This window comes from Ectothiorhodospira lacustris (assembly GCF_022227845.1).
Lineage (GTDB): Bacteria > Pseudomonadota > Gammaproteobacteria > Ectothiorhodospirales > Ectothiorhodospiraceae > Ectothiorhodospira > Ectothiorhodospira lacustris.
The window spans coordinates 74,657-100,823 of the sequence record NZ_JAJNQN010000010.1 but is presented as its reverse complement, the minus strand read 5'-3'; the positions used below and the strand labels follow the sequence as shown (position 1 = coordinate 100,823).

General features: G+C 61.5%; 25 protein-coding genes and 4 tRNA genes. 10 read left to right on the top strand and 19 right to left on the bottom strand.

Annotated elements, in window-relative coordinates; all coding sequences use genetic code 11:
• Positions 1–72: 72 nt before the first annotated feature.
• From rpoB to LQ956_RS08900, 12 genes are all read right to left on the bottom strand, one after another.
• A complete protein-coding gene (rpoB, locus tag LQ956_RS08955; RefSeq protein WP_238620783.1) occupies positions 73–4,155 on the bottom strand; it encodes a DNA-directed RNA polymerase subunit beta in 4,083 nt (1,360 codons plus the stop codon).
• A gap of 141 nt (positions 4,156–4,296) precedes the next feature.
• Positions 4,297–4,674, bottom strand: a complete 378-nt coding sequence (rplL, locus tag LQ956_RS08950) for a 50S ribosomal protein L7/L12 (protein WP_008933195.1) — start codon at positions 4,672–4,674, stop codon at positions 4,297–4,299.
• A gap of 48 nt (positions 4,675–4,722) precedes the next feature.
• The gene (rplJ, locus tag LQ956_RS08945) at positions 4,723–5,247 is read right to left on the bottom strand and encodes a 50S ribosomal protein L10 (RefSeq protein WP_238620805.1); all 525 of its coding nucleotides are present in this window, start codon (positions 5,245–5,247) and stop codon (positions 4,723–4,725) included.
• Positions 5,248–5,497: 250 nt separating this feature from the next.
• A complete protein-coding gene (rplA, locus tag LQ956_RS08940) occupies positions 5,498–6,193 on the bottom strand; it encodes a 50S ribosomal protein L1 (protein WP_238620784.1) in 696 nt (231 codons plus the stop codon).
• Between the two features lies 1 nt (position 6,194).
• Positions 6,195–6,626, bottom strand: a complete 432-nt coding sequence (rplK, locus tag LQ956_RS08935; protein WP_238620786.1) for a 50S ribosomal protein L11 — start codon at positions 6,624–6,626, stop codon at positions 6,195–6,197.
• A gap of 108 nt (positions 6,627–6,734) precedes the next feature.
• Positions 6,735–7,268 (bottom strand): transcription termination/antitermination protein NusG, encoded by a 534-nt coding sequence (gene nusG / locus LQ956_RS08930; protein WP_238620787.1) that lies wholly within the window; start codon positions 7,266–7,268, stop codon positions 6,735–6,737.
• 17 nt (positions 7,269–7,285) lie between these two features.
• Positions 7,286–7,654, bottom strand: a complete 369-nt coding sequence (gene secE, locus LQ956_RS08925) for a preprotein translocase subunit SecE (protein ID WP_238620789.1) — start codon at positions 7,652–7,654, stop codon at positions 7,286–7,288.
• A 45-nt stretch (positions 7,655–7,699) separates the two neighbouring features.
• Positions 7,700–7,775, bottom strand: a tRNA-Trp gene (locus LQ956_RS08920).
• A 134-nt stretch (positions 7,776–7,909) separates the two neighbouring features.
• Entirely contained in the window at positions 7,910–9,100 is a 1,191-nt protein-coding gene (gene tuf / locus LQ956_RS08915) for an elongation factor Tu (RefSeq protein WP_238620790.1), read from the bottom strand.
• Between the two features lie 46 nt (positions 9,101–9,146).
• Positions 9,147–9,222, bottom strand: a tRNA-Thr gene (locus tag LQ956_RS08910).
• A 24-nt stretch (positions 9,223–9,246) separates the two neighbouring features.
• Positions 9,247–9,320 (bottom strand) — tRNA-Gly (locus LQ956_RS08905).
• A gap of 163 nt (positions 9,321–9,483) precedes the next feature.
• Positions 9,484–9,568, bottom strand: a tRNA-Tyr gene (locus LQ956_RS08900).
• 480 nt (positions 9,569–10,048) lie between these two features.
• Between LQ956_RS08900 and LQ956_RS08895 the strand changes: the two genes are divergently transcribed.
• Entirely contained in the window at positions 10,049–11,386 is a 1,338-nt protein-coding gene (locus tag LQ956_RS08895; RefSeq protein ID WP_238629856.1) for a UDP-glucose dehydrogenase family protein, read from the top strand.
• Between the two features lie 15 nt (positions 11,387–11,401).
• Positions 11,402–12,385: a UDP-glucose 4-epimerase GalE gene (galE, locus tag LQ956_RS08890; RefSeq protein WP_238629855.1), complete on the top strand. Its 984-nt coding sequence runs from the start codon at positions 11,402–11,404 to the stop codon at positions 12,383–12,385.
• A 26-nt stretch (positions 12,386–12,411) separates the two neighbouring features.
• On the opposite strand, the gene LQ956_RS08885 is transcribed toward galE, so the two are convergent.
• The 4 genes from LQ956_RS08885 to LQ956_RS08870 are packed head-to-tail and all read right to left on the bottom strand — an operon-like array spanning position 12,412 to position 15,446.
• Complete coding sequence (locus LQ956_RS08885; protein ID WP_238629854.1) at positions 12,412–13,500, bottom strand: nucleotidyltransferase domain-containing protein; 1,089 nt, start codon at positions 13,498–13,500, stop codon at positions 12,412–12,414.
• Positions 13,487–14,389 (bottom strand): HprK-related kinase A, encoded by a 903-nt coding sequence (locus LQ956_RS08880; RefSeq protein WP_238629853.1) that lies wholly within the window; start codon positions 14,387–14,389, stop codon positions 13,487–13,489. Before LQ956_RS08880 ends, LQ956_RS08885 begins: the two co-directional genes overlap by 14 nt.
• Before the next feature lie 23 nt (positions 14,390–14,412).
• Positions 14,413–14,721: a hypothetical protein gene (locus tag LQ956_RS08875; RefSeq protein ID WP_238629852.1), complete on the bottom strand. Its 309-nt coding sequence runs from the start codon at positions 14,719–14,721 to the stop codon at positions 14,413–14,415.
• Positions 14,722–14,723: 2 nt separating this feature from the next.
• Entirely contained in the window at positions 14,724–15,446 is a 723-nt protein-coding gene (locus LQ956_RS08870) for a hypothetical protein (RefSeq protein WP_238629851.1), read from the bottom strand.
• 697 nt (positions 15,447–16,143) lie between these two features.
• Here LQ956_RS08870 and LQ956_RS08865 point away from each other — a divergent pair.
• Positions 16,144–16,344 carry a hypothetical protein gene (locus LQ956_RS08865; RefSeq protein ID WP_238629850.1) on the top strand — a complete coding sequence of 67 codons (201 nt, stop codon included), beginning with the start codon at positions 16,144–16,146 and terminating at the stop codon, positions 16,342–16,344.
• Positions 16,345–16,355: 11 nt separating this feature from the next.
• Here the strand turns inward: LQ956_RS08865 and LQ956_RS08860 are convergent, their stop codons facing one another.
• Positions 16,356–17,798: a VanZ family protein gene (locus LQ956_RS08860; protein WP_238629849.1), complete on the bottom strand. Its 1,443-nt coding sequence runs from the start codon at positions 17,796–17,798 to the stop codon at positions 16,356–16,358.
• A 202-nt stretch (positions 17,799–18,000) separates the two neighbouring features.
• Positions 18,001–18,792, bottom strand: coding sequence for a S1C family serine protease (locus LQ956_RS08855; RefSeq protein ID WP_238629848.1), 792 nt, complete (start codon positions 18,790–18,792; stop codon positions 18,001–18,003).
• Positions 18,793–19,054: 262 nt separating this feature from the next.
• Here LQ956_RS08855 and LQ956_RS08850 point away from each other — a divergent pair, with 262 nt between their 5' ends.
• From LQ956_RS08850 to LQ956_RS08825, 6 genes are all read left to right on the top strand, one after another.
• Complete coding sequence (locus LQ956_RS08850; RefSeq protein ID WP_238629847.1) at positions 19,055–20,647, top strand: acyl-CoA ligase (AMP-forming), exosortase A system-associated; 1,593 nt, start codon at positions 19,055–19,057, stop codon at positions 20,645–20,647.
• An 87-nt stretch (positions 20,648–20,734) separates the two neighbouring features.
• On the top strand, positions 20,735–21,058 hold the full coding sequence (locus LQ956_RS08845; RefSeq protein ID WP_238629846.1) for a nucleotidyltransferase domain-containing protein: 324 nt from the start codon (positions 20,735–20,737) through the stop codon (positions 21,056–21,058).
• Complete coding sequence (locus tag LQ956_RS08840) at positions 21,042–21,437, top strand: HEPN domain-containing protein (RefSeq protein ID WP_238629845.1); 396 nt, start codon at positions 21,042–21,044, stop codon at positions 21,435–21,437. The genes LQ956_RS08845 and LQ956_RS08840 overlap by 17 nt, the downstream gene beginning before the upstream one ends.
• Complete coding sequence (locus tag LQ956_RS08835; RefSeq protein WP_430733410.1) at positions 21,424–22,659, top strand: pyridoxal-dependent decarboxylase, exosortase A system-associated; 1,236 nt, start codon at positions 21,424–21,426, stop codon at positions 22,657–22,659. The genes LQ956_RS08840 and LQ956_RS08835 overlap by 14 nt, the downstream gene beginning before the upstream one ends.
• A 26-nt stretch (positions 22,660–22,685) precedes the next feature.
• Positions 22,686–23,117: a nucleotidyltransferase substrate binding protein gene (locus tag LQ956_RS08830; protein ID WP_238629844.1), complete on the top strand. Its 432-nt coding sequence runs from the start codon at positions 22,686–22,688 to the stop codon at positions 23,115–23,117.
• The gene (locus LQ956_RS08825; protein WP_238629843.1) at positions 23,101–23,445 is read left to right on the top strand and encodes a nucleotidyltransferase family protein; all 345 of its coding nucleotides are present in this window, start codon (positions 23,101–23,103) and stop codon (positions 23,443–23,445) included. Before LQ956_RS08830 ends, LQ956_RS08825 begins: the two co-directional genes overlap by 17 nt.
• Here the strand turns inward: LQ956_RS08825 and LQ956_RS08820 are convergent.
• A complete protein-coding gene (locus tag LQ956_RS08820) occupies positions 23,375–24,379 on the bottom strand; it encodes a VanZ family protein (RefSeq protein WP_238629842.1) in 1,005 nt (334 codons plus the stop codon). The two genes, LQ956_RS08825 and LQ956_RS08820, sit on opposite strands and share 71 nt — an antisense overlap.
• Positions 24,380–24,575: 196 nt before the next feature.
• Between LQ956_RS08820 and LQ956_RS08815 the strand changes: the two genes are divergently transcribed.
• Entirely contained in the window at positions 24,576–26,039 is a 1,464-nt protein-coding gene (locus LQ956_RS08815; RefSeq protein WP_430733409.1) for a right-handed parallel beta-helix repeat-containing protein, read from the top strand.
• Positions 26,040–26,167 lie beyond the last annotated feature (128 nt).

Genomic DNA, 26,167 nt, shown 5'->3' with positions numbered 1-26,167 from the left:
GAGTCGGAGCGGACACGTCCTGATTGCCCGACGGGGCGGACGGAAGGTCCGCCCCCGTCATGTGGTCCTGGCTCAGTCCTGCTCCAGTTCGATATTGATGGCCAGCGAACGAATTTCCTTCATGAGTACATTGAAGGACTCGGGAATATTCGCTTCCATCCGGTGATCGCCGTCGACGATGTTCTTGTACATCTTGTTGCGGCCCTGTACGTCATCAGACTTCACGGTCAACATTTCCTGCAGCGTATATGCCGCGCCGTAGGCCTCAAGGGCCCAGACTTCCATCTCCCCGAAGCGCTGGCCACCGAACTGGGCCTTGCCGCCCAGCGGCTGCTGGGTGACCAGGCTGTACGGGCCGGTGGAACGGGCGTGCATCTTGTCATCAACCAGATGGTTCAGCTTCAGCATGTGCATGTAGCCCACGGTGACCGGCCGATCGAAGGTCTCACCGGTCCGGCCGTCACAGAGGAAGGTCTGACCGGTTTCCGGCAGATCCGCCAGCTTGAGCATGTGCTTGATCTCATGCTCCTCGGCACCGTCGAACACCGGAGTGGCCATGGGCACGCCGCGACGCAGGCGCTTGGCCAGTTCGATGACCTCCTCGTCGGAGAGCTGGGACAGGTCTTCCTTGATGTTCTTGGGATCATGGTTGTAGATTTGATCCAGGAACCGGCGCAACTCGTCCATCTGGGCCTTGGCATCGATCATGCGGCCGATCTTCTGGCCCAGCCCCTTGGCCGCCCACCCCAGATGGGTTTCCAGCACCTGCCCCACGTTCATGCGCGAAGGCACGCCCAGCGGGTTGAGCACGATGTCCACGGGGGAACCGTCCTCCAGGTAAGGCATGTCCTCCATCGGCACGATCATGGACACCACACCCTTGTTACCGTGGCGGCCGGCCATCTTGTCACCGGGCTGCATGCGACGCTTCACGGCCAGATAGACCTTGACCATCTTCAACACGCCGGGCGCCAGATCGTCACCGGCGGTGAGTTTGGCCTTCTGCTCCTTGAAGCGCTTCTCGAAGGCGTCATGCTGCAGCTTGAGCTGGTCCTGCATCAGTTCCAGCTGTTCGTTGACTTCCTCACTGCGCATGCGGATCTCGAACCACTTCTCACGAGGCAGTTCGCTCAGGTAGGTGCGGGTCACCTTGGCGCCATCCTTCAGGCCGCCGGGGCCACCGGCCGCCAGCTTGCCGGAGAGCAGTTTCTCCACGCGATCGTAGATGTCGTCCTCGTAGATACGCAGCTGATCCTTGAGGTCCTTGCGGACGGATTCCAGGGCCATTTCCTCGATCTGCAGGGCACGCTTGTCCTTCTCCACACCGTCGCGGGTGAAGACGCGGACATCGATCACGGTGCCCTCGATACCGGAAGAGACACGCAGACTCGTGTCCTTCACGTCCGAGGCCTTCTCGCCGAAGATGGCGCGCAGCAACTTCTCTTCCGGGGTCAGCTGGGTCTCGCCCTTGGGCGTGACCTTGCCCACCAGGATATCACCCGGCTTCACCTCGGCCCCCACGTAGACGATGCCCGACTCATCCAGCTTGGAGAGCAGACCTTCGGACACGTTGGGGATATCGGCACTGATCTCCTCCGGCCCCAGCTTGGTATCCCGGGCCACGCAGGTGAGTTCCTCGATGTGGATCGAGGTGAAGCGATCTTCCTGTACCACCCGCTCGGAGATGAGGATGGAGTCCTCGAAGTTGTAGCCGTTCCAGGGCATGAAGGCCACCAGCATGTTCTGGCCCAGGGCCAGTTCACCCAGATCCGTGGAGGAACCATCGGCAATGACGTCACCGCGGGCGATGACGTCACCCACGCGGACCAGCGGGCTCTGGTTGATGCAGGTGTTCTGGTTGGAACGGGTGTACTTGATGAAGTTGTAGATGTCCACACCGGGTTCGCCGGCTTCGGTCTCGTCATCGTTGACGCGCACCACCACACGGGCGGCATCCACGGAGTCCACCACGCCACCCCGGAGGGCCACGATGGAAGAACCGGAGTCGATGGCCACGGTACGCTCGATGCCGGTGCCCACCACCGGGGTCTCGGCACGCAGACAGGGCACGGCCTGGCGCTGCATGTTGGAACCCATGAGGGCGCGGTTGGCGTCGTCATGCTCCAGGAATGGAATCAGTGCCGCCGCCACGGAGACGATCTGCTTGGGCGAGATGTCCATGCACTGGATCTTGTCCGGAGTGGACATGGTGAACTCGTTCTGGAAACGGCAGGACACCAGCTCGTCCATCAGGCTACCGGCCTCATCCAGGGTGGCGTTCGCCTGGGCGATGACGTAGTTGCCTTCCTCAATGGCCGACAAATACAGGATTTCCTCGGTCACCTTGCCGTCCACCACCCGGCGGTACGGCGTTTCCAGGAAGCCGTAGCGGTTGGTGCGGGCGTACACGGCCAGAGAGTTGATCAGGCCGATGTTCGGACCTTCCGGGGTCTCGATGGGGCAGACGCGACCATAGTGCGTGGGATGCACGTCACGGACTTCGAAGCCCGCCCGCTCGCGGGTCAGACCACCGGGGCCCAGGGCCGAGATACGACGCTTATGGGTGACCTCGGACAGCGGGTTGTTCTGGTCCATGAACTGGGACAGCTGGCTGGAGCCGAAGAACTCCTTCACCGCCGCCGCCACCGGCTTGGCGTTGATCAGTTCCTGAGGCATCAGGCCCTCACTCTCGGCCACGCTCAGGCGTTCCTTCACGGCGCGCTCCACGCGCACCAAGCCGACGCGGAAGACGTTTTCCGCCATCTCGCCCACGCTGCGCACGCGACGGTTGCCCAGGTGGTCGATGTCGTCCACATGGCCGTTGCCGTTACGGATGTCGATCAGGACCTTGACCACGTCCAGGATGTCTTGGTTATCCAGCACGCCCGGGCCGACCTCTTCCTCACGACCCACGCGACGGTTGAACTTCATCCGCCCCACGGCGGAGAGATCATAGCGGTCTTCGCTGAAGAACAGGCTCTGGAACAGGTTCTCGGCGGCATCCTTGGTCGGCGGCTCGCCCGGACGCATCATCCGGTAGATCTCCACCTGGGCCTCCAGCTGGGAGCGCGTGGTGTCGATCCGCAGGGTGCTGGAGATATAGGGGCCGTGATCCAGATCGTTGGTATACAGGGTGCGGAAGGTCTTGACGCCGGAACGACGGATCTTCTCCAGCATGTCGGGAGTCAGTTCGTCGTTGGCGTTGGCCACCAGCTCGCCGCTGTCTTCATCGGCGACGGTATGGGCCAGAATCTTGCCCACCAGGAATTCGGCCGGCACTTCCAGGGACTTCAGCTCGGCCTGTTCCATCTGGCGCACATGACGGGCGGTGATGCGCCGGCCGGATTCCACCAGCAGCTGATCGCCCACGTAGATGTCAAAGGCCGCCGTCTCGCCGCGCAGGCGCTCCGGGACCAGTTCCATCTCGAAACCTTCCTTGAGGATCTTGACCGTATTGGTCTCGAAGAAGGTTTCCAGGATGTCTTCTTCCTCCATGCCCAGGGCACGGAGCAGCACCGTCGCAGGCAGCTTGCGGCGACGGTCGATACGTACAAAGATGGAGTCCTTCGGATCAAACTCGAAGTCCAGCCAGGAGCCGCGGTAGGGAATCACGCGGGCATTGAACAGCAGTTTGCCGGAGCTGTGGGTCTTGCCCTTGTCGTGGTCGAAGAACACGCCGGGGGACCGATGCAGCTGGGACACGATCACGCGCTCGGTACCGTTGATCACGAACGTACCGTTGTCGGTCATGAGCGGCAGTTCGCCCATGTAAACTTCCTGCTCCTTGATGTCCTTGACCACGCGGGAGCCCGCCGGGGCTTCCTTGTCGTAGATCACCAGGCGCAGCAGCACACGCAGCGGGGCGGCGTAGGTCATCCCACGCAGCTGACATTCCTTCACATCAAATACGGGATCACCCAAGCGATAGCTGACGTATTCCAGTTCCACGGACCCGGAATAGCTCACGATCGGGAACACCGACTTGAAGGCGGCGTGCAGACCTATCTCGTCGCGGCCCTGACGGGGCTCGCTCATCTGCAGGAACTGACGGTAGGAATCAATCTGCGTGGCCAGCAGATAGGGGACATCGAGGATCTGGGGCCGTTTGCCGAAATCCTTGCGGATGCGCTTCTTCTCGGTGTAGCTATAAGCCATTGTGATTCCTCACACTAGAATCGACACGCCACCCTTGTGTGCGGGGTGAAGTGGAGCAAGCAGCAAGAGGCCGGCGGTGTATCACCGCCAGCCCCCGGGTGTCACGCGAGCAAGTCGCGAAACAAAGACCAGACCAACGCCTTACTTGAGTTCGACGCTGGCGCCGGCTTCTTCCAGTTCCTTCTTGATCTTCTCGGCTTCATCCTTGTTCACGCCTTCCTTCACGGTGGCCGGAGCGGATTCGACCATGTCCTTGGCTTCCTTCAGACCCAGACCGGTCAGGCCGCGGATGACCTTGATCACGTTGACCTTGTTGGCGCCGAAGCTGGTCATGACGACATCGAACTCGTCCTTGACTTCAGCAGCGGCTTCGCCACCGGCGGCGGCAACGGGGGCGGCAGCCACGGCAGCGGCAGCGCTCACGCCGAACTTCTCTTCCATCGCGGAAATCAGATCAACGATTTCCAGAACGGTCATGTTGGAAATGGTTTCCAGGATTTCTTCTTTCGAAACAGCCATGGTTAACTCCTAAGAGGGTGTGATACCCGATTCGGTTCAAAAATATGCTCAGGCAGCAGCCTGTTTCTGGTCGCGAATAGCGGCCACAGTGCGAACGAACTTGCCCGGGACTTCGTTGAGGGTGCGCGCGAACTTGTCGAGCGGCGCCTTCATGACAGCCATGAGCAGGCTGATGGCCTGGTCGCGGGTCGGCATGCTGGCCAGACGATCCAGATCGCCCGGACCCAGCAGCTGTCCACCCACGGACACCATCTTGCACTCCAGCTTCGCGTGGCTCTTGGCAAAGTCCTTGACCAGTCTTGCAGCAGCACCCGGATCTTCCTGGGAGAAGGCCAGGACCAAGGGTCCGACCATACCTTCCTGCATGCACTGGAAATCGGTCCCCTCGACCGCACGACGGGCGAGGGAATTCTTCACCACCCGCAGGTAGACGCCGGACTCACGCGCTTTCTTGCGCAGTTCGGTCATCTCGCCCACGGAGAGCCCGCGATATTCAGCCGCAACGGCTGAATAAGCACTGGCGGCCACCGCAGCGACCTCAGAGACAATCGCCTTCTTGTCTTCGAGATTCAGTGCCACGGATATACCTCCTGTTTGACGTCAAGGGCTTGCGCCGTTGACGCTGAGTGATAAAGCCGAGAGCGGTAAGACCCTCGACTACCTTTACGGCGTACCCTCAGCAGGAAGAACCTGAATCGGGAGACACCGTCTGCGCAGGCGGACCTGATGCTTCCATTAAGTCCCGGCAACCCGGGACGCCTGCGGTCTTGGACGGATACCGGCTTGCGCCGGCAGTCCCACCCAAACTAATTTCGAATCCGTATTACAGCGACAGGGAACCCTGATCCACCGGCAACCCGGGACCCATGGTGGTGGAAACGGTCACCCGCTTCATGTACACACCCTTGGCGGCAGCCGGCTTGGCCTTCATCAGATCGCCCAACAGCGCCATCAGGTTTTCTTCCAGCGCCTTGGGCTCAAAGCTCACGTTGCCGATGGTGCAGTGAATGATACCGCCCTTGTCCGTGCGGTAACGCACCTGACCGGCCTTGGCATTTCTCACCGCACCCGCCACGTCGGCAGCCACCGTACCCACCTTGGGGTTCGGCATCAGGCCGCGGGGACCCAGGATCTGGCCCAACTGCCCCACCACACGCATGGCGTCGGGGCTGGCGATCACCACATCAAAGTTCAGATTGCCGGCCTTCACTTCGGCGGCCAGATCATCCATGCCCACGATGTCGGCACCGGCTTCACGGGCGGCGTCGGCATTGGCACCCTGGGTGAACACGGCCACGCGCACGGTCTTGCCGGTGCCGTTGGGCAGCACGGTGGAACCACGCACCACCTGGTCGGACTTACGCGGGTCCACGCCCAGGTTCACGGCCACGTCCACGGATTCACTGAACTTGGCGGAAGCCGTATCCTTCAGCAGATGAAGGGCATCGGACAACGGATACATCTTGCCGGGCTCAACCTTTTCGCGGATCGCCCGCATGCGCTTGCTCAGCTTTGCCATCTCACACGCCCTCCACGTCAAGACCCATACTGCGCGCACTGCCGGCGATGGAACGCACGGCGGCTTCCATATCTGCGGCGGTCAGATCGGGCATCTTGGTACGGGCAACTTCTTCCACCTGCTCACGGGTCACCTTGCCCACCTTGACGGTATTGGGCGTGGCGGAACCCTTGGGCACACCAGCGGCCTTGCGCAGCAGCACGGAGGCCGGCGGGGTCTTGGTGATGAAGGTGAAGGAGCGGTCGGAATAGACGGTGATCACCACAGGAATCGGCAGACCCGGCTCCAGACTCTGCGTCTGGGCATTGAAGGCCTTACAGAATTCCATGATGTTCACACCGCGCTGACCCAGTGCGGGGCCGACGGGGGGACTGGGGTTGGCCTTACCGGCGGCCACCTGAAGCTTGATGTAAGCTTCGATCTTCTTAGCCATGACATGAACTCCTGAGTGTGGGTGCTAGCGCCTTTCGGCTCCCCTGAGGAAAAGCGGCAGGACCCAGGGCTCCCCGGGTCCTGCCGCAATTCGGTAATTCCAGCAGATCTATACCTTCTCGACCTGATGGAACTCCAGCTCCACGGGCGTGGAGCGGCCAAAAATCTGCACAGCCACCAGCAGGCGGTTCTTGTCGTAGTTGACCTCTTCGACGACGGCATTGAAGTCGTTGAAGGGACCATCGGTAACCCGGACCACTTCGCCGGGCTCGAACAAGACCTTGGGACGCGGCTTTTCCGCGCCTTCCTGCATACGCTGCAGAATGACATCGGCCTCCTTGTCCGAAATCGGCGTGGGACGATCGGCGTTGGCGCCGATGAAACCCAGCACCTTGGGCACGCTCTTGACGAGGTGCCAGGTATCTTCATCCATTTCCATCTGGACCAGGACATACCCGGGGAAGAACTTGCGCTCACTCTTGCGCTTCTGTCCGTCGCGCATTTCCACCACTTCCTCGGTGGGCACGAGGATGTCCCCGAACTTGTCCTGCATGTCAAAACGGGTAATGCGCTCCTTGAGGGAGCGCTTCACCTGGTTCTCAAAACCGGAATATGCATGCACGACATACCAACGCAGGGCCATCTTGACTTCCTAATTGCTCAGCGGATGAATTCGCGAATCGACCACCCCAGCAGCATATCGATCAGCCACAGCATGATCGCCACAAGGATAGTCACCGCCAGGACGACCAGAGAGGTCTGCAAGGTCTCGACCCGGGTGGGCCAGACCATCTTGCGCACTTCGGTGCGCGAATCCTGGAGGAAACCCGCCAGCGTCCGACCCTTGGCAGTGGTAAACACGATACCCACCGCCACCCCGCTGATTGCCAGCAGGCCCAGAACACGGAGGAGTGTTGACCCATCCGAGAACCAATAAAAGCCGATGACGCCCGCCACCAGCAGCCCGACGGCTACCAGCAGCTTGACGGTATCGAAACCGGCACCTTCTACTTCCGCTTTACCTGCCATGGGATAGAACTTGACCCGGGTGCAATCGCAACTGCCTGCGAGAGATGGCAGGCCAGGAGGGACTCGAACCCCCAACCTGCGGTTTTGGAGACCGCTGCTCTGCCAATTGAGCTACTGGCCTGTAACAACCGATACAAGCGAACCGCCTTCTGATTCAAACCCGGCACCCGCCTTCCGACGGGCGCCGAACTCAAGCCGTTCCAGCTGGACGATTGTATCGCCTCGGCGGATGACTCCGCCAGTACTTCTTACTGCTTACTGAATGATCTTGGCGACCACGCCGGCACCGACGGTACGGCCACCTTCACGGATCGCGAAGCGCAGACCGTCTTCCATCGCGATCGGCGCGATCAGGGACACGGTCATCTTCACGTTGTCACCCGGCATCACCATCTCGATGCCTTCCGGCAGATCGCAGGAACCGGTCACGTCCGTGGTACGGAAATAGAACTGCGGACGGTAGCCGTTGAAGAACGGGGTGTGACGACCACCCTCTTCCTTCGACAGCACGTAAACTTCCGCTTCAAACTTGGTGTGCGGGGTGATCGAGCCGCTCTTGCACAGCACCTGACCACGCTCCACTTCGTCACGCTTCGTGCCGCGCAGCAGCACACCCACGTTGTCACCCGCCTGACCCTGATCCAGCAGCTTGCGGAACATCTCCACGCCGGTCACGGTGGTCTTGATGGTGTCGTGGATACCCACGATGGAGACTTCGTCTCCCACCTTCACGATGCCGCGCTCGATACGACCGGTCACTACAGTACCACGTCCGGAGATGGAGAACACGTCTTCCACCGGCATCAGGAACGCACCGTCGATGGCACGCTCAGGCTCCGGAATGTATTCGTCCAGGGCGGTAATCAGCTTGTCGATCGCCGGCATGCCGATATCGGAAGTGTCGCCTTCCAGTGCCTTCAGCGCAGAACCCACAATGATCGGAGTATCGTCGCCAGGGAAGTCGTAACTGGACAGCAGGTCACGCACTTCCATATCCACCAGCTCCAACAGCTCGGCGTCGTCCACCATGTCGGCCTTGTTCAGGAACACGACGATGTAGGGCACGCCCACCTGACGGGCCAGCAGGATGTGCTCGCGGGTCTGGGGCATCGGGCCGTCAGCGGCAGACACCACCAGGATCGCGCCGTCCATCTGCGCCGCACCGGTGATCATGTTCTTCACGTAGTCGGCGTGGCCGGGGCAGTCCACATGGGCGTAGTGACGATTATCAGACTCGTACTCCACGTGCGCGGTGGCAATGGTGATACCGCGAGCGCGCTCTTCCGGGGCGTTGTCGATCTGGTCGTAGGCACGGGCCTCACCACCAAATTTCTTCGCCTGAACCACCGTCAGCGCCGCCGTCAGCGTGGTCTTGCCATGGTCAACGTGACCAATGGTGCCCACGTTCACGTGCGGCTTCTTACGCTCGAATTTTTCCTTCGACATGGTCTAGCACCCCGGCTGAAGTTCTTGCTTTACACAAAATAGACAATGGAGCCCATAACCGGATTTGAACCGGTGACCTCTTCCTTACCAAGGAAGTGCTCTACCGACTGAGCTATATGGGCCTGACTCTATAACACTGATGCTGTTGGAGCGGGTGATGGGAATCGAACCCACATCATCAGCTTGGAAGGCTGAGGTTCTACCGTTGAACTACACCCGCGGAACCCCGCACTGCCGGTAGCGCCACTCAGTCGCCTTGCCGGCACCCGCCCAAAAAAACGGGACACGGGACGCCAAGTAAAACACCTCATCCTCCCCTTACTCAGGAAGGAAACCCGGCGCTCACACCTTAATGTAGTGGATAAACGCCGGAACCAGGAATCTGGTGGAGGGGGAAGGATTCGAACCTTCGAAGGCTGAGCCAGCAGATTTACAGTCTGCCCCCTTTGACCGCTCGGGAACCCCTCCAGGGGTGAAAGCCGGTGATTATTCGCATGAGCGCCCCCGCTGTCAAGCACTAATTTTCGATTGAAGTGAAATTCCCGGTCATTCCCCCGGCCCACGCAGCAAATCCGTCATCCCCGATAGCTCCGTCATCCCCGATAGCTCCGTCATCCCCGATAGCTCCGTCATTCCCGCGAAAGCGGGAATCCAGAACCTGCGGCCCGACCTCGCCCCCCTTCCGTCATTCCCGCGAAAGCGGGAATCCAGTCATAGGCTGAAAACTCTGGACTCCCGCCTTCGCGGGAGTGACGGAAAGAGGCATCGGGGAGCACGGGAAGAGTGGACCGGGGAGCGCAGGAAGACTGGACCGGGGAGACAGAGGAAGAAGGGCATCGGGGAGTGGCGGAAAGAGGCTTACTCAGTGCTTCCTTAATGAAGTCATCACGGGCCTTTGCTACGATGCCTGATTGACTCAAAGATCCACATCAGGGGAATCGCACGATCATGAAGGTCACCATATACGGCTCCGGCTATGTAGGACTGGTCACGGGCGCCTGCCTGGCGGAAGTGGGCAACCACGTCCTGTGCGTGGATATCGACCCCGACAAAATCGAGCGCCTCAAGCGCGGCGAAATCCCCATCTACGAGCCCGGCCTAGAAGACCTGGTGACCGAAAACACCGCCGCCGGACGCCTCTCCTTCACCCTGGACCCGGCAGAAGGCGTCAAACACGGCCTGTTCCAGTTCATCGCCGTGGGCACCCCGCCCGACGAGGACGGCTCCGCCGATCTGAGCCACGTCCTCGCCGTCGCCCACGCCATTGCCGACAACATGAGCGAGTACCGCATCGTGGTGAACAAGTCCACCGTCCCCGTGGGCACCGCCGACAAGGTCAAGGCGGCCATCACCGACACCCTGGCCCAACGCAGCTCCCAGGTGGACTTCGACGTGGTCTCCAACCCGGAATTCCTCAAGGAAGGGGCCGCCATCGACGACTTCATGAAGCCCGACCGCATCATCGTCGGCACCGACAACCCGCGCACCGCCGAACTCATGCGCGCCCTCTATGCCCCCTTTAACCGCAACCATGACCGGGTCATGGCCATGGACATCCGCTCTGCAGAGCTGACCAAATACGCCGCCAACGCCATGCTGGCTACCAAGATCAGCTTCATGAACGAACTGGCCAACCTGGCGGAAAAGCTGGGCGCCGACATCGAGCACGTGCGCCAGGGCATCGGCTCCGACCCGCGCATCGGCTACCACTTTATCTACCCCGGCTGCGGTTACGGCGGCTCCTGCTTTCCCAAGGACGTGAAGGCCCTGGAACGCACCGCCCGCCAGGTGGGCTTCAAGGCTCAACTGCTGGCCGCCGTGGAAGACGTAAACGAGCGCCAAAAAGAGCGCCTGTTCGACAAGATCCGCGCCCATTTCAACGGCGACCTCAAGGGCCGCACCATCGCCCTGTGGGGCCTTTCCTTCAAACCCAACACGGATGACATGCGCGAAGCCTCCAGCCGCACCCTGATGGAAGCCCTGTGGGATGCCGGCGTCCACGTTCGCGCCCACGACCCGGTGGCCATGGAAGAATGCGCCCGCCTCTATGGTGAACGCCCGAACCTGACCCTGTGCGAAGACCACGAAGAGGCCCTGGCAGGTGCCGACGCGCTGGCCATCGTCACCGAGTGGAACGTCTTCCGCAGCCCGGACTTCGACCTGATCCGCAAGCAGCTCAAGACCCCGACCATCTTTGACGGTCGCAACCTCTACGAGCCGCGGCACCTGGAAGACATGGGGTTTGCCTATTACGCCATCGGCCGAGGCCGGTCCATCCAGGCCTGAGCCCGAGGGATCACCATGTCAAACAAACCCATCCTGGTCACCGGCGGCGCCGGCTACATCGGCAGCCACACCGCCCTGATGCTGGCCGAGGCCGGTGAACGCGTCATCGTCCTGGACAACCTCTCCACCGGCTTCGCCGACGCCGTCACCCAGGGCGAACTGATCATCGGCGACGTCGCCGACAAGGCGCTGGTCAGCCGCATCCTGCATGAGCATGACATCGACACCGTCATGCACTTCGCCGCCCACACCATCGTCCCCGAATCCGTCGCCGATCCGCTCAAATACTACGGCAACAACACCTGCGGCACCCGCAACCTGCTGGAATGCTCCGCCCGGGCCGGTGTAAAGAATTTCGTCTTCTCCTCCACCGCCGCCGTCTACGGCATCCCCCGCGACGGCATCGCCCGGGAAGACAGCCCCACCGCCCCCATCAACCCCTACGGCACCTCCAAGCTCATGAGCGAATGGATGCTCCGGGATCTCTCCGCCGCCTGTGATCTGCGCCACGTCATCCTGCGCTACTTCAACGTCGCCGGCTCGGACCCGGAAGGCCGCATCGGCCAGTCCACGGCAAAGGCCACCCTGCTGGTCAAGGTGGCCTGCGAAGCCGCCGTGGGCAAACGACCCCATGTCTCGGTCTTCGGCACCGACTACCCCACCCCCGACGGCACCGGGGTGCGTGACTACATCCACGTCAGCGACCTGGCCGCCGCCCACCTCAAGGCCCTGGGCTACCTCCGCGCCGGAGGCGAATCGGACACCTTCAACGTGGGCTACGGCCACGGGCTGAGCGTCAGAGAAGTGCTGGATACGGTGGGGCGCCTGAACGGCAAGCCGCTGGACATCCGGGAAGAACCGCGCCGCGCCGGCGACCCGCCCAGCCTGGTGGCCGCGGCGGACCGAATCCGCACCACACTGGGCTGGACCCCGCGGCACGACGACCTGGCGTTCATCACCCAAACCTCGCTGGATTGGGAACGGGCACCGCGCTACTGAAGACAGGCCCGGCTTGGGCCAGGCCCTCAGGACTGCCGGACGAGGGCCTTCCTGCCCAGGTGCATCATCAGCAGGTGCAGGGGCATCTTCTGCCAGTGACCCCGGACTATCAGCAACCATTCACTCAGACGCTGCAGGACACCCCGATCCAGGGTGTCCGAAGGCGCCAGGGATACCTGCATCCCCCAGTCCAGTACCGCCCCCGCCAACCCCGCCGGATAATGGTGTCGCACCTGATCAAGCACATCTCCGGGGACAGGCGTACCCACCAGATGATCAAGATAATGCAGCGCCATGAACAGCGGGCGCTCCAGCCCGGTCTCAGCCGCCCGCCGCAACAACCGCTGCCAGTCCTCGCCCCCCGAGAACCCCCGGACCATCCCGTCCAGGTCCAGCAGATCCCTGAGCCCGCCAGCCATCTCACCCTCGGAAAAGAACAGATGCGTCGCGCTGTGCAGCACCCTGTCTTCCGGCGCCAGCACCTTGAAGAAGCAGCCCTCAATAGTCACCGCAGCGTCCATCAGCAGCCCAGGGCGGGTCTTCAGCCGGGCCGTGGGAGGAAGAATCGAGTGATGGACGTCAAGAGTCGTGCCACGACGGATATGCTGCATGGGCGGCAACTCATGCATCCATTCACGGTAATAGCGCTGGTCATAGGCATCATGATGGCTGTTCGCCCAGCCCTTGAGCATCAACGCCGCCTCCACCCGCGGCAGAGACTCCGGCGCCACCATGATGTCGATGTCACCAAACAGACGCCCCCGGGCAAATGCCAGATCGGCCACATGGTAGGCCGCCCCCTTGAGCAGGATGACCGGCACATCCAGTCCGGCCAACGCCTCTTCGATACAGGACAGCTCCCACCGCAGTTCCTCCGTCTGGGTATTCACCCGGGCAATGGCCCATTCCAGATGCTGACGGGGACCGACGGGCACGGACGCCAGCAGTCCGCACTCATTGAAGCGCATCGCCAGCCTACCGAGCAATCGGCTCAGACGGGCCTGCCTGATCAGTACATCCCACTGACCGGGAGAAAGGGCTCCCAAGGCCTCGGGATTGAGCACCCCGGACACGAGCAGACCCTTCCCTGAATCGAGGGCATCAGGCAGCGGCATGGATGTCCTCCACCAACTGCATACCCTCATCGAGGCTGCCGTAGCCGATCTCGTAGCACTCGCACCGCGCCACAAGATCAGCCAACGCCTCAAAGCCGCGCCGACGCAGGACGGAGAAATTGAAGGCGCTCTCCATCAGCAACGCAAACCCAGCCCCCTGCCCCAGCCCTTGACTGACGGGCCGGGCGCCACGGGTGAATTTCGGAAAGATCACCGCCGCCGGGGTTGCCGGCCGCCGCACGGACAGCACGCTCTCCCGGGGTGGACGCATCAGCGCCACCGAACCCTTCACGGTGTCCCGCACGGTCTCACTGAACGCATCTTCCCCCACCAGTCCCTTGATCAGGTCGATGGAATCATTCTTCAGACTGATCGGGCGCGCCAGCCCTTCAACGCTGAGTCCGTCCAGGGCCAACGGCGCCAGCTCATCCGACAGCAACCGCCAGCCTTGATGCACCAGCCCGGCCACCAGGGTGCTCTTGCCGGAACCCGGCGGCGCGGGAATCAACAGGGCCTTGCCGTCCTTTTCCACCACGGCAGCATGAAGTATCAGGCAATCCTTTACCGCATCGTGGACACACCAGTTGAGCCCCCATTCCAACAACGGAAAGGCCTGCGCATGGGGCAAAGGGAAGAAAGATGAGCTGCCATCCACATGGAATTCGAGCTGCTTGCCGAACCATCGCCTCAGGGTACGGGGCGGCCTCACTTCCACATGAAAGTCGGCAAACCCTTCCAGGCTCACCGGATGATACCGGTACATCCGATGCACTTCATCGGCCAAATGTTCGACGGGGGATCGAAGACGAAAGGCAAAACGCCCGAAACGAATGATGACACCGGCATCGGCCACCAGCGCCCTGAAGTCACGTGCCGGGATATCGCCCACGCCATCCATCAGCGGAGAGGTTTCTATGCCACCCGCCCCACCAGCTGCATGCTCTCCAGGGTGGACATGACCTGATACAACGCTTCCTGGATTTTGCATCGGAGATCTTCGGGTCCGGAGGGCTCGGTGTCGAGGTCAAAAAACTGCAACAATGCCCTGAAATCGCCGCGCCCCGCCGCCAGATGCTCCAGCACCTCACCGTGAAGACGGGACAGAACGTAGACGTCACCGGAACCCTGATGAAAGACGGCCGCGCCATCATCCAGGGTTCGAACGATCACGCCTGCAGGATGCAATTGCCAGGCGATAACGTCTGCGCGATCAATCTCCAAGGTCAGTCCGGAGAACCGTCCGAGACATCAAAAAACTCATCGGCATCGTCAATCCAGACAGTCCTTTCGTATGTTGATTCGAGATATTCCTTCACGCGGGCCCTATCCCAGGATACCCCGGGCCTGACCATATACACACCCGTTCCATCAAGCTCCTGCCACATCGATACCACATGGCGTGGACTCAAAGGATACGTGCCCGGCCATGTCATGGCGTTCATATACGCCGCCACAAATGCACGAGCAAGATTGTCAGGATCACGAAACGACTGCTTCTTGTGCTGATGTCTGGATACAACATCCCCGAGCGTCAAGGCACTGATCCTTAAATCCGCATCACGAACATTTCCCACAACCTGAAAATGATTTGCGGATGCGAACACCTCGGTGAATAGCCTACCCAGTTCAGGAGAAGATGCCCCCTTAACCTGAGCGGCATTCCCCCAGTACCCGGGTGATTTGCCACACAGCAAATTTTCCCGATCTCCCTTGCGACCACTGGCTTTCAGCGAGTCGAAACCGGAGGGTGTATCGGCAACACAGGCCCACGCCCCCAAGACCGGCTTGTTGACCAGAGCGAAGAGCACCGAGGTCGAACCGGCGGCCAAGGCAAACCGTCTTCGACCAGGATGCACCCCGCGCGAGCCCGATGCCCCACTGTCAACAGGGCGAGGCAACGCTTCGGACGCCTTGTTACTGGTTTCGGGTATGTTTTTATCAGCCATTAGTAGTAGCCTCGCGAGAGATTAGCATTCATGCATGGCAGCAAGGCAAGACACTATCCAGTCGGAAACAGCCGAGGTAAATTCCGGCGATCCGACATTCGGACCAGCAGTTTTCAGACCAGCCAAGCTGGAGGAGCTTAGCAGAAGACTCCCCTGGCACGACCAGGACGCAACGCCCAAGCTCACCAACAATAGAATGCAAAAAAAGAGCCATCCCGCGTGGAACGCCACATGACGGGGCATAACCGACAATCTAACGTGACGACCCTCACAAAATCAACCTGATAGCGTAAATTTTACCGACACACTACCCCGTGAGACCACGCCTTAATCTGATCGATCCGCAACTGCATGACTTAATTTATTCACCCATCCCGGAAATACGGGATTTTCGCACATCTTTTGCGACAGAAGGCGTGCCCGGCACAAGAACATGTAAAGCATACCGACAAAACGGGGTAACCGACCACCCACATGCACCGATCACCCACAAATGGACGAGACGACCGGATCCAGTGACGCTGGTCAACCATTAGGACCACAAACATTCGACATCAATCAAGGCAAACCGCAAAAAATAATGGCTATATATAGACCAAATCAACCGAACCGACATGGCGATGGAAGATACAAGCTCAACATAACGATGACTTATGGATGAGTCGAAAATCAACCACATCCACCACTGGAACAAAACATGGACAAACTCATCGACATACTAGGCACCCTCATCGCCCTGCTGGGCATCACCGCCTGTCTTGCCAGCGCAGTCACCTGGCTGATGGGTGAGCACTACCTCTTCAGACTGGAACTGATCGTCATCCTCACCGGCGGCATCGGCCTGCTGGTGACCGCCATTCTGTTCAAGGTGCAAGTGCTGGTCATGCGCTCATTCTAAAATACCCGCCTCTACTCCCCTCGCACGAACCCCCCATAAGACCGGCGGGAAGAAGTCGGTCCGTGGCCTGAAGGATCAGCAACGGACCGGCTGGCAGGTCGCTGCGGCGCAAGCCGCACACCTTTCAGACCCATCCATGCCCACCCCAGCAGTTGCCAGCCCAACCAGGCCGCGCCCGCGGCAATCCACACGTTCGTCGGATCGGGCCGCAGCCCCGCCATGAACAACTTGCCGGTCTCCATCGCCAAGGCAAGGCAAAAGGCCGCCCCCGCCGCCATGAGGCCGCGCCCGGCAGGTGTCACCCCGCGTGGCCCCCAGCACCACAGCCACAGCCCGACACCCACCGGCAGATACATCACCACATGGAAGAACACACTGGAAATGGCCACCGCTTCCGGCACCATGTAGTGATACCAGAACGGTAGGAATCGCAGCGACTCCAGCTTGGAAAGCGCCGATCCAACATCAACCTGGAAGCCTCCGGCCCCCAGGTTGAGCACGAAGGTCAACACCAGGTAAGGCAACACCCCCAACCACACCAACGGCCTGGCCCAGTGCCGCAGGCGATCCGGCGTGACAGAAGAACGCCGGGCAAACAGCATCACACCCAGCACCACACCCAAGGTCCTGAGCAGGGCCGTCACCCCCTGGGCAACCCCGGATACCGTCATGAACTGACCCAACTCCACCAACACGCCGAACATGCCCGCCAGCGGCAGGGACAGCATCACCAGACGGACCCATGACGCCGCAGGCACCCGATGCACAAGCCACCACCCCAGCATGAGCCCCACCGGCAGACAGGTTGCCACCATCATGCTGCCGATCACCCATCCTCGCGACCCCATATCCTCGGCAACCGGTGCCTTCCAGCCCCCCCAGTGGTCACCCGCCAGTTTATTGAGCACTTCCTGCCAGGAGATCATGAAATCCAGCGGCAGCCAGGCAAACAGCACATAAGCGACGCTGTAGATCAGCAGTCCCCGCCACAGGGCCAGCGGCCCACCCTGACGCAGCAAATCCAGCCACCGTTTCCCTCGCGCGGACAAGGCAAACCAGGTCAGCACCCCGAGCAAGCCCCCGAGAAAGTTGCCGCTCATGTCCAGCAGGGAAGGTTCGCGCCGGGGAAGCCAGTACTGCAGGAACTCCACCGTAGCCGTGGTCGCCAAGGCCAGCAGCACAACAAACACCCCCACCAGCCACTTGCCCACCATGCTACGCGCGTAACCGGAAAGCCAGGCTGCCCAAAGCAGCCCCAGCGGCCAAAAAAGAAGGATGTTTGCGACCCACTGCTGGCGGGCCGAGGCCTTCATCACCGGGAAGGTCAAGCCGGCGTAATGGTCCCAGGCCTGCCCAAGGGAGCGATCACTAAAATCGAACGGCATCAAGGTGGCATAAAGCACCCCGAACAGGGACAGCCAGGCAGCGAGGATCAGCTTGGTACGAACGCTCATAAAGCCTTTGATAGCCTGCCTCCGGCAAACAATGTCAAGAATACGTTTACGTTAAACTGACCTACCCGCACCCACCGCCACTCCTGCACCCCACCCCACCACCGTCACTCCCGTGAAAGCGGGAGCCCAGTGTTCTCCAACCCTCGACTGGATTCCCGCTTGCGCGGGAATGACGCGGAAGAATTGCGCGGGAACGACTCATTCAGGGCGTCAGATCCACCTGCCGTAACAGATCCCGGATGTAGTTCCCGGGGATCGCATAACTGATCCCGCTGGGCCGATCCAGCGCCCGCTCCCGACCCTCCTTCACAAACACCATATTCAACACCCCCACCACCTCGCCGGTCGCAGGGCGGTATAGGGGGCTGCCGCTGTTACCGGGATAGGCCGTGGCATCCAGCTGAAACACCGCATAGGGATCACGCAGGCGCCGGATCACCCGGGGGTCCAGCTGCTGAGAGGAATGCATGGGCATGGCAACGGGCGTAATGGCGGAGACAATTCCCACATGAGTGGCCGGCACCAGCCCCAGCATGGCACCAATGGGAAAGCCCGTGAGGGCCACCGTCTCGCCTTCCCGCAGACGATCGGAGTTCCCCAGGCGCAGCACAGGCAGGGGCGCCCCCTCAATCCTCAACAACACCAGATCCCGCAGCGGGTCCGAGGCCACCCGCTCCGCCCGGCGCATCTCGCCGGAATCCCCCGACCCCGGAATGAAGATGGCCAGGTGCTCCCGATTCGCCGTATCGATGGTCAGGGGAATCACATGGTCATTGGTGATCACATGACGCCCGTCGGCCACCGCAAATCCCGTCCCCATCAGATTGGCCCGGGGCGAACGGGTCGGCTGGAAAGTCCCCACCCCCACCACGGAGGGCTTGACCCGGGCAATGGCATCGGCCAACTCCGACGCCGGCGCCGACAGGGGGATCATCAGCAGAAGGACCAGGATCCACCAGCCAAACTTCCGAGACTCAGGACTCAAAACACTCATGACACGATCTCCATGGCTGAGATGCAGCGCATCCGCATTCCAATTATAGTGCGCCGCGAACATCCTCAAGGATATTCACCGCGGGTTCCTGGCCTCAAGAATATTGACCTGCGCGACGACCTCCAGGCGTCTTAGAATGGGCGTATTGCGCCACTATGACCCAGTTGGCCAACCTCCACCAGATCGGGATATCTCCGGGCCGCACCTAGTCTTTCCTGCCCTCGATACTGCAGAATCACACCAAACACAGCGCGAGGCCCCCATGGACAGCACCTACCTCCTGCACCATCTTCCCTTCGCCGCCGACGAGCGCAGCCCGGAGGCCCCCGCCCTCACCCATGGCGCCACCACCCGGACCTACGGGCACACCAGCCAGGCCATCCGGGACTTTGCCGCCGCACTGGCGGCCATCGGCCTCACACGCGGCGAACGGGTGGCCGTCTACCTGGAAAAACGCCTGGAAACCGTCACCGGCATCTTCGGCACCAGCGCAGCGGGGGGCGTCTTCGTACCGGTGAACCCGATCCTCAAGCCCGACCAGGTGGCCTACATCCTGCGCAACTGCAACGTGCGCATCCTGATCACCTCGCCCGCCCGCCTCAGCGGCCTGCGGGAAGCCCTGGCGGACTGCCACGATCTGCGCCACATCATCCTGACCGAGGCCCCCGGCGACATGCCCGACCTGCCCGGCGTCGCCCTCCATGGCTGGCCCGAACCGGGCGGCCACGCCGACTACCGGGAGCCGCGCATCATCGACACCGACATGGCCGCCATCCTCTACACCTCCGGCAGCACCGGCGGCCCCAAGGGGGTGGTCCTGTCCCATCGCAACATGGTCATGGGCGCCAAGAGCGTGGCCCAATACCTGGAAAACCACGCCGACGACACCCTGCTGGCCGCACTGCCTCTGTCCTTCGACGCGGGATTTTCCCAGCTCACCACCGCCTTCCATGCCGGCGCCCGAGTGGTCCTGCTCAATTACCTGATGCCCCGGGATGTACTCAAGGCCCTGATCCGGGAACGGGTGACCGGCCTGACCGCCGTACCACCCCTGTGGATTCAGCTCACCCAGCAGGACTGGCCCGAAGGCATCGACCAACACCTGCGCTACATCGCCAACACCGGCGGGCGCATGCCCCGGGAAACCCTGCGTCGACTGCGGGATACCCTGCCCCGCACACGCCCCTACTTAATGTATGGCCTCACCGAAGCCTTCCGCGCCACCTACCTGCCGCCGGAAGAGGTGGATCGACGCCCCGACTCCATCGGCAAGGCCATCCCCAATGCCGAAGTCTTGGTCCTGCGGGAAGACGGCAGCCCTTGCGCCCCCAACGAACCGGGAGAACTGGTCCAACGGGGCGCCCTGGTGGCCCAGGGCTACTGGAACGATCCGGACAAGACCGCCCGTCACTTCAGGCCCCTGCCCACCCTGGCCCCGGGCCGCGAGTCCGGGCTGGTCCTGCCCGAAATCGCCGTCTTCTCCGGCGACACGGTGCGATACGACGAAGACGGCTACCTCTACTTCATCGGCCGTCGGGACGAGATGATCAAGACCTCGGGCTACCGGGTCAGCCCCACGGAAGTGGAAGAAATCCTCTACGCCACCCGGCTGGTAGGCGAATGCGTGGCCTTCGGCATCCCCGACGACACCCTGGGCCAGGTCATCGCCGTCATCGCCACACCGCCGACGGCGGACACGCCCCTGGACGTGGACGCCCTGCTGGCCCAATGCAAGGCCCGCATGCCCGCTTACATGGTCCCGACCCGCATCCACGCCCATGACGGCCCCCTCCCCCGCAACCCCAACGGCAAGCTGGACCGCAAGGCGCTGGCTGCACATCGCGCATCGCCTTGAAACCACCGTTCACCCCCTCAAGCCCATCGCAACCAGATCCCCGTTGATTTAAATTGATCCCCGGGTACAAAAAGGAGAACGAGGCCGATGCTGTCACAGGAAGCGATTGAAGACATCGCGAGCAGACTCATCAAGGCGGCCCACGCCCCCTCCAAGCTCATCCTTTTTGGATCCTATGCCCGAGGGGAAGCCACGGAAGACTCTGACCTGGATATCATGCTGGTGGAAAAAGAAATACCCGATCATACCGCTGAATACCGCAATATCCGTCTTGCGATAGGCAAAGCCGGCATCGGCGTAGATCTTCTGCTCTACGACGAGCGCGATTTCGAGAAACACCGCCAGTGGTGCAGCACCCCGGCCTACTGGGCCTCAAGAGAAGGCAAGCTTCTTTATGGATCCCTGGACTGAACAGGCACTGCAGTTGCTCGAAGCGGGCGCGAGGGATCAGGCGGCGGTCCATATTCTCGCCCGCGTCCCGGAGGCACCACACGAAATCATCCTCTTCCATGCCCAACAGGCCATGGAAAAATCCCTTAAATCCGTTCTGTCTGTCAGACAGGTCGTATTCAGAAGAACTCATGATCTGCTGGAACTGCAGAGAATCATGGAACAACACGGCATCTACCCGCCGGTTTCTACTGATCTTCTTCTTCGTCTGGGGCCATACGCGGTAGAGTTCAGATACTTGGGAGCACCGGCGCCGGATGTCGGTATCGACGAAGCCATTGAGGGCATGACAGCAACGATGGAATGGGCAAAACAACAGGTTGGCCATGTCACAGGATAAACCCACCCACACCCCCATGACCCAGTTCCCCGTCCGTGACAGCGAACTCATCATCGGCGGCATGCCGCTCACCCGGCTGGCCGCCCGCGTGGGGCAGACGCCCTTCTACGCCCATGACCGCGGCCTGCTCACCCAGCGCGTGGCGCAACTGCGGGAACAACTCCCCCGGGGCATCCAGCTTCACTACGCCATGAAGGCCAACCCCATGCCCGCTCTGGTCTGCCACATGGCCGGCCTGGTGGACGGCATCGACGTGGCCTCGGCCGGAGAACTCAAGGTGGCCCTGGACGCCGGCGCCGATCCCGCCGACATCAGCTTTGCCGGCCCCGGCAAACAGCCGCTGGAACTGCAACAGGCCGTGGCCGCCGGCATCCTGGTCAACATCGAATCCTTCCGGGAAATCCCCCTCCTGGCCCAGGCATCGGAACAGCTGGGCCTGCCCGCCCGGGTGGCGGTACGGGTCAACCCGGACTTCGAACTCAAGAGTTCCGGCATGAAGATGGGCGGCGGCCCCAAACAGTTCGGCGTGGATGCCGAGCAGGTGCCGGGCCTGCTCCAGGCCATCGGCAACGCCGGGCTGCACTTTGAAGGCTTTCACCTGTTTGCCGGCTCCCAGAACCTGCAAGCCGGCGCCATCGTCGAGGCCCAGCAAAAAAGCTTTGAACTGGCCTGCCGACTGGCCGAACACGCCCCGGCACCGGTCCGGTTCCTCAACCTGGGGGGCGGCTTCGGCATCCCCTACTTCCCCGGAGAACGCCCCCTGGATCTGGGCCCCATCGGCGACAACCTGGCCACGCTCCAGGCAGAAGCGGCCCGCCGCCTGCCGGAGGCGGCACTGGTGATCGAACTGGGGCGCTACTTCGTGGGCGAGGCGGGGGTCTACGTCTGCCGCATCCTGGATCGCAAGCTCTCCCGCGGCCACCCCTACCTGGTCACCGACGGCGGTCTGCACCAGCACCTGGCGGCCTCGGGCAACTTCGGCCAGATCATCCGCAAGAACTACCCGGTGGCCATCGGCAACCGGATGAACGAGACAGACACGGAAACCGCCTCGGTGGTCGGTCCCCTGTGTACTCCCCTCGACCTACTGGCCGACCGCATGACCCTGCCCAAGGCCCAACCCGACGATCTGGTGGTCATCTTTCAGTCAGGGGCCTACGGCCTGACGGCCAGCCCGGAAAAATTCCTGGGCCACCCGGGCATTCCGGAAATACTGGTCTGACCAAGCAACCAACATGGGGAAGCACCATGGATGAAACGCTGGATCTGAGTCCGCTGCAAAATGCCATCATCTCGTTTCGAGAGGCCATGGCCATCGTCAGTGACAGCACTTGGTTCCAGTCACAGGCGCCTGCGGTCAGAAACACCCTCATCGCCGGCGTGATTCAGAATTTCGAGTTTGTCTACGAACTCAGCGTCAAGATGCTACGTCGACAGATGGAACTGGAAGCAGCCAGCCCTGAAGAAATCGATAAAAGCAATTTCAGAGACCTGCTGCGAAGCGGAGCCGAAAAAGGCCTGATCAGTGACGTGGAAGCCTGGTTCCAGTATCGCACCCTGCGCAACATCACGGCCCACACTTACGATCAAAAGAAAGCGGCCATAATCCTCCAGGCGTGCCAGGGCTTTCTTCAGGATGCGCAACACCTGCTGGAACAGCTCAATGCCCGCAACCAATAAGCCTCCCATCGACATCGAGCCCCGTCACTGGGCAATCGTGTCGGACATCCTTTGCCGGCACCTGCCGGACACGGAAGTCAGGGCCTTCGGCTCCAGGGTCACCGGCAGGACCAAGCCCTATTCGGACCTGGATCTACTCATCATGCCCAGAACGCCCATAAGCCTGCGACACCTGGGCTTGCTCCAGGAGGCCTTCAGCGAATCCGAGCTGCCCTGGAAGGTTGACCTTGTGGACGGCTCCACCATCAGCGACACATTCAGACTCGCCATCGTCCCCCAGTCCATCCGGATTCACCCCCCCGAACAAACCCCTTTCCGCCCAGATTGAGCAGCACCATGAGCGCCAGATAAGGGATCAACGAAAGCATCACCACCGGCCGCGCCCAGTGACGCAGCCGATCCGGACTGAAATAACCGCACCACACAAACAGCCCGATCCCCAGGAGCACCCCCAGCGCACGGAACAGAGCGGACCCACCCTCGGCAACGCCGGAAATCGTCAGAAACTGCCCGATTTCCACCCACACGCCAAACATCGTTGCGGCAACCACGGACAGGAAGAATCTCCTGCGGCCTGAGACAGCCGCAAAATACTCCCTCATCCACCACCCCACCAAGATACCGACAGGCAGGGTCATCACCACAATCATGCTCCGCAGCACCCACCAGCGCAGGCCGGCATCCTCAGAGACAGGCGCCCGCCAAAGCCCCCAGCCATTGGATTCCAGCTTACCCACCCACTCCTGCCAGGAAACGATGAAATCCAGCGGCAACCAGGCAAACAGCACATAGGCCACCCCATAGATCACCAACCCTCTTCGCAACGCGGTCAACCCACCCTGGCGCAGCGTCGCCAACCACCGGAGTCCCGGCCCCGACAATCCATACCATGCCAGCACGCCCACCACGCCACCAATGAAGTTGCCGCTCATATCCAGCAGGGACGGCTCTCGCCGGGGCAACCAGAACTGCAGGAACTCCACCGTCGCCGTGGTCGCCAGGGCCAGCAGGACCACGAACAGCCCCACCAGGCAACGCCCCAGGAAACCGCGCACATAACCGGACAACCAGGCCGTCCAGAACAGCCCAAGAGGCACGAACATGAGGATATTGGCCACCCACTGCTGCCGTGCCGAGGCACGCATTTGCGGGACATCCAGACTGGTGAAATGTGCCCAGGCCTGGGCAACACTTTGGTTACCGAAATCAAACGGCATCAAGGTGGCATAGAGCACCGCCAGCAGTGACAACCAGGCAGCCACCGCAAAATTAACCCCCTTTCGAGGCACATCAGTCAATGGAGATCTCCATCCAGAATGTCATGATCGGGCGGTCGCCCAAGGGACCAGGACTCCACCATAGCCCAACTCCATATATATGGCAGAACATCCCATATCCGTTTACGCTGAACCTCTCGTTCCGAATCGACAGGCCACTCAACCCGCGGATACCTGACGGATGATGGCACCACCCAAAACTCCAAAACACCCCACCGGGCACCACCTACCGCCGCTACTCCTGCTGCTGTTGTTGCTGCTCCTGCCCATCAGCCAGCCACTGGCCGCCCAGCCCCATACCATCACCACCAGCGCTGAAATCCAGTCCCCAATGAAGGACAGCGCACCCGGCAGCAACATCAACACCCACCTACTCCCACCGCTCCAGCGGACACTCGCCATCACCATGGCGGAACCGGATGCGCCCACCACCCTGCCGACACCCCGTCGCATCCTTCAGGCCACGCCGGAGAACTTCCGCCAACTGGCCAGGCAACTCCAGCCGGGTGATCGCCTGGAACTGGCCCCCGGCACCTATTCCGGCCAGCTCAACCTGCACCACATCCAGGGCACCGCAGAACACCCCATCGTCATCACCGGTCCGGAAACCGGCACACCCGCCCTGCTCCAGGCAAGGAACAACCAGCGCACCATCAGCCTAGTCAATGCTGCCCACATCACCATCCGGCATCTCACCCTGGACGGCCAACAGCAAAACGCCGACGCCATCGTCGCCGAAAGCCACAGCCACTTCACCCACCACATCACCCTGGAACACCTGCACATCCACAATTACGACGGTGCCCAAGGGCATAACGGCATCACCACCCGCAGCCCCGCCTGGGGCTGGATCATCCGGCACAACCATATCCATCATGTGGGCACCGGCATGTATCTGGGCAGACCTGATGGAAGCGGCCCCTTCATCGGCGGGCTGATCGAGCACAACCTTATCGAAGACACCCTGGGCTACAACGCCCAGATCAAACACCAGACCCAGCGCCAATGGCTACCGGGCATGCCCACCCAGCCGGGACACACCCTCATTCGTTACAACACCTTCAGCAAGGCCCGGCACGGCAACAGCGGCAACCAGGCGCGCCCCAACCTGCTGGTGGGCCATTTCCCCGAAACCGGCCTGGGGCAACATGATCGCTACCTGATCCATGGCAACCTGTTCTACCAGAACCCCTACGAACGCCTGTTCCAGGGCGAGGGCAATATTGCCCTGTACAACAACCTGTTCGTGAACCACTACAACGACGCCCTCATCGTCCGCCCCCACAACCACCTGCCCCGGGAGGTTCACATCCTGCAGAACACCCTGGTTGCACAGGGTTTCGGCATTCATGTCGACCGCCCCCAGCAGGGCTACGAACAGGTCGTCGCGGGCAACGCCGTCTTCGCCGGCACCCCGCTGATCCTGCCCCGCCGGGTCAGAAACAAGGACAACCTGACCCGCAACATGGGACAGGCCGACATCTATTTAAGAAACCCATGGGGCAATCTTGACACCCTGGACCTCCGCCCTGTCGAAGGCAAACTTGATCGCGGGCAAACGCGGGAACAGGAGTGGGAATTTCCCCATCTTGAGTGGGACTTTCAACCATCGGATACGACCTCAACACACCTAAGGCGTCCATGATTGCAAAGCACTCGATACCGGTCGCCTCCCATCCATAGAACCGAACGGCAGGGGGCTTTCAAGGATTAGACATTGGTCCTAACCAAGCGAATCATCTAAGTGCCGCCGCTAGAGAGCGGGGCCTTCAG